The organism is Castellaniella sp. FW104-7C03, assembly GCF_040276085.1.
Classification (GTDB): domain Bacteria; phylum Pseudomonadota; class Gammaproteobacteria; order Burkholderiales; family Burkholderiaceae_B; genus Castellaniella.
Map to the genome: position 1 here is coordinate 1 of NZ_JBELOK010000023.1, position 2,619 is coordinate 2,619.

Here is a 2,619-nt window from a genome sequence, read left to right on the forward strand (position 1 = left end):
AGTCGCTGGGTGTAGACCCGAAACCAGGCGATCTATCCATGGTCAGGTTGAAGGCACGGTAACACGTGCTGGAGGACCGAACCCACTAATGTTGAAAAATTAGGGGATGAACTGTGGATAGGGGTGAAAGGCTAAACAAGCCTGGAGATAGCTGGTTCTCTCCGAAAACTATTTAGGTAGTGCCTCACATGATTACTGCCGGGGGTAGAGCACTGTTATAGCTAGGGGGTCATGGCGACTTACCAACCTATGGCAAACTCCGAATACCGGCAAGTACAGTGTGGGAGACAGAGCACCGGGTGCTAACGTCCGGACTCAAGAGGGAAACAACCCAGACCGCCAGCTAAGGTCCCTAAAACGGGCTAAGTGGGAAACGAAGTGGGAAGGCATAGACAGTCAGGAGGTTGGCTTAGAAGCAGCCATCCTTTAAAGAAAGCGTAATAGCTCACTGATCGAGTCGTCCTGCGCGGAAGATGTAACGGGGCTAAGCCAGTTACCGAAGCTGCGGGTGTGCAATTTATTGCACGCGGTAGGAGAGCGTTCTGTAAGCCTGCGAAGGTGGCTTGTAAAGGCTGCTGGAGGTATCAGAAGTGCGAATGCTGACATGAGTAGCGATAAAGGGGGTGAAAAGCCCCCTCGCCGTAAGTCCAAGGTTTCCTGCGCAACGTTCATCGGCGCAGGGTGAGTCGGCCCCTAAGGCGAGGCAGAGATGCGTAGCTGATGGGAAGCTGGTTAATATTCCAGCACCGACGTGAGATGCGATGGGGGGACGGATGACGAAAGATCATCGGGGTGTTGGATGTCCCCGTTGCTGCATCATAGAAGGCACTTAGGCAAATCCGGGTGCGTAATTCAAGGGTGTGGCTGGACAGGAACTTAGGTTCCTGGACTGATTGGAAGTTGTTCCAGGAAAAGCCTCTAAGCTTCAGTCTCACGCGACCGTACCGCAAACCGACACAGGTGGACGGGATGAATATTCCAAGGCGCTTGAGAGAACTCAGGAGAAGGAACTCGGCAAATTGATACCGTAACTTCGGGAGAAGGTATGCCCTTGTAGTGTGATGCACCTGCGTGCAAAGCATGAAGGGGCCGCAGAGAATCGGTGGCTGCGACTGTTTATTAAAAACACAGCACTCTGCCAAGACGAAAGTCGACGTATAGGGTGTGACGCCTGCCCGGTGCCGGAAGGTTAAGTGATGGGGTGCAAGCTCTTGATCGAAGCCCCGGTAAACGGCGGCCGTAACTATAACGGTCCTAAGGTAGCGAAATTCCTTGTCGGGTAAGTTCCGACCTGCACGAATGGCGTAACGATGGCCACACTGTCTCCTCCTGAGACTCAGCGAAGTTGAAATGTTTGTGATGATGCAATCTACCCGCGGCTAGACGGAAAGACCCCATGAACCTTTACTGTAGCTTTGCATTGGATTGTGAACCGGCCTGTGTAGGATAGGTGGGAGGCGTTGAACTCGTGTCGCTAGATGCGAGGGAGCCAACCTTGAAATACCACCCTGGTCTGTTTGCGGTTCTAACCTTGGCCCGTTATCCGGGTTGGGGACAGTGCATGGTGGGCAGTTTGACTGGGGCGGTCTCCTCCTAAAGTGTAACGGAGGAGTACGAAGGTACGCTAGGTACGGTCGGAAATCGTGCTGATAGTGCAATGGCATAAGCGTGCTTGACTGTGAGACTGACAAGTCGAACAGGTGCGAAAGCAGGTCATAGTGATCCGGTGGTTCTGTATGGAAGGGCCATCGCTCAACGGATAAAAGGTACTCTGGGGATAACAGGCTGATACCGCCCAAGAGTTCATATCGACGGCGGTGTTTGGCACCTCGATGTCGGCTCATCTCATCCTGGGGCTGTAGCCGGTCCCAAGGGTATGGCTGTTCGCCATTTAAAGAGGTACGTGAGCTGGGTTTAAAACGTCGTGAGACAGTTTGGTCCCTATCTGCCGTGGGCGTTGGATACTTGACGGAGCCTGCTCCTAGTACGAGAGGACCGGAGTGGACGCACCGCTGGTGTATCGGTTGTCATGCCAATGGCATTGCCGAGTAGCTATGTGCGGAAGAGATAAGCGCTGAAGGCATCTAAGCGCGAAACTCGTCTGAAGATTAGGTATCCCGGGGGCTAGACCCCCCTAAAGGGTCGTCCGAGACCAGGACGTTGATAGGCTGGGTGTGGAAGCGCAGTAATGCGTGCAGCTAACCAGTACTAATTGCCCGTGCGGCTTGATCCTATAACCTTGCAGGTTGGCCAGTGGCTAACCCGTTAAAGGCGATAGTGAAACGTGTGTTTAAGCCCTAAAATTGAATACAACGCAATCGTCGTACTGCAACCCTCTTTATTGTGCTTCTTCCTATTGGTGGTGGCGTCTGTACGCAGACGACATCACAACCAGTTATGCTTGACGACCATAGCAAGGCGGCCCCACTCCTTCCCATCCCGAACAGGACAGTGAAACGCCTTCGCGCCGATGATAGTGGGTGGACACCTGTGAAAGTAGGTCATCGTCAGGCTTTTATTGCTCAAAGCCCCTGCAGAGTCTCTCTGCAGGGGCTTTGTTTTGCGCGCTCGCTTCGTACACTCGGGTTAGAATAAACTTCGCCTTAACAAGCACCACAC

At 53.2% G+C, this 2,619-nt stretch carries 2 rRNA genes; both read left to right on the forward strand.

Annotated features, from left to right (window positions below):
- A 23S ribosomal RNA gene (locus ABS758_RS14875) occupies positions 1 to 2,233 on the forward strand; the annotation flags it as partial.
- 167 nt (positions 2,234 to 2,400) lie between these two features.
- Positions 2,401 to 2,513: ribosomal RNA gene (rrf, locus tag ABS758_RS14880) — 5S ribosomal RNA — on the forward strand.
- Positions 2,514 to 2,619: the final 106 nt, after the last annotated feature.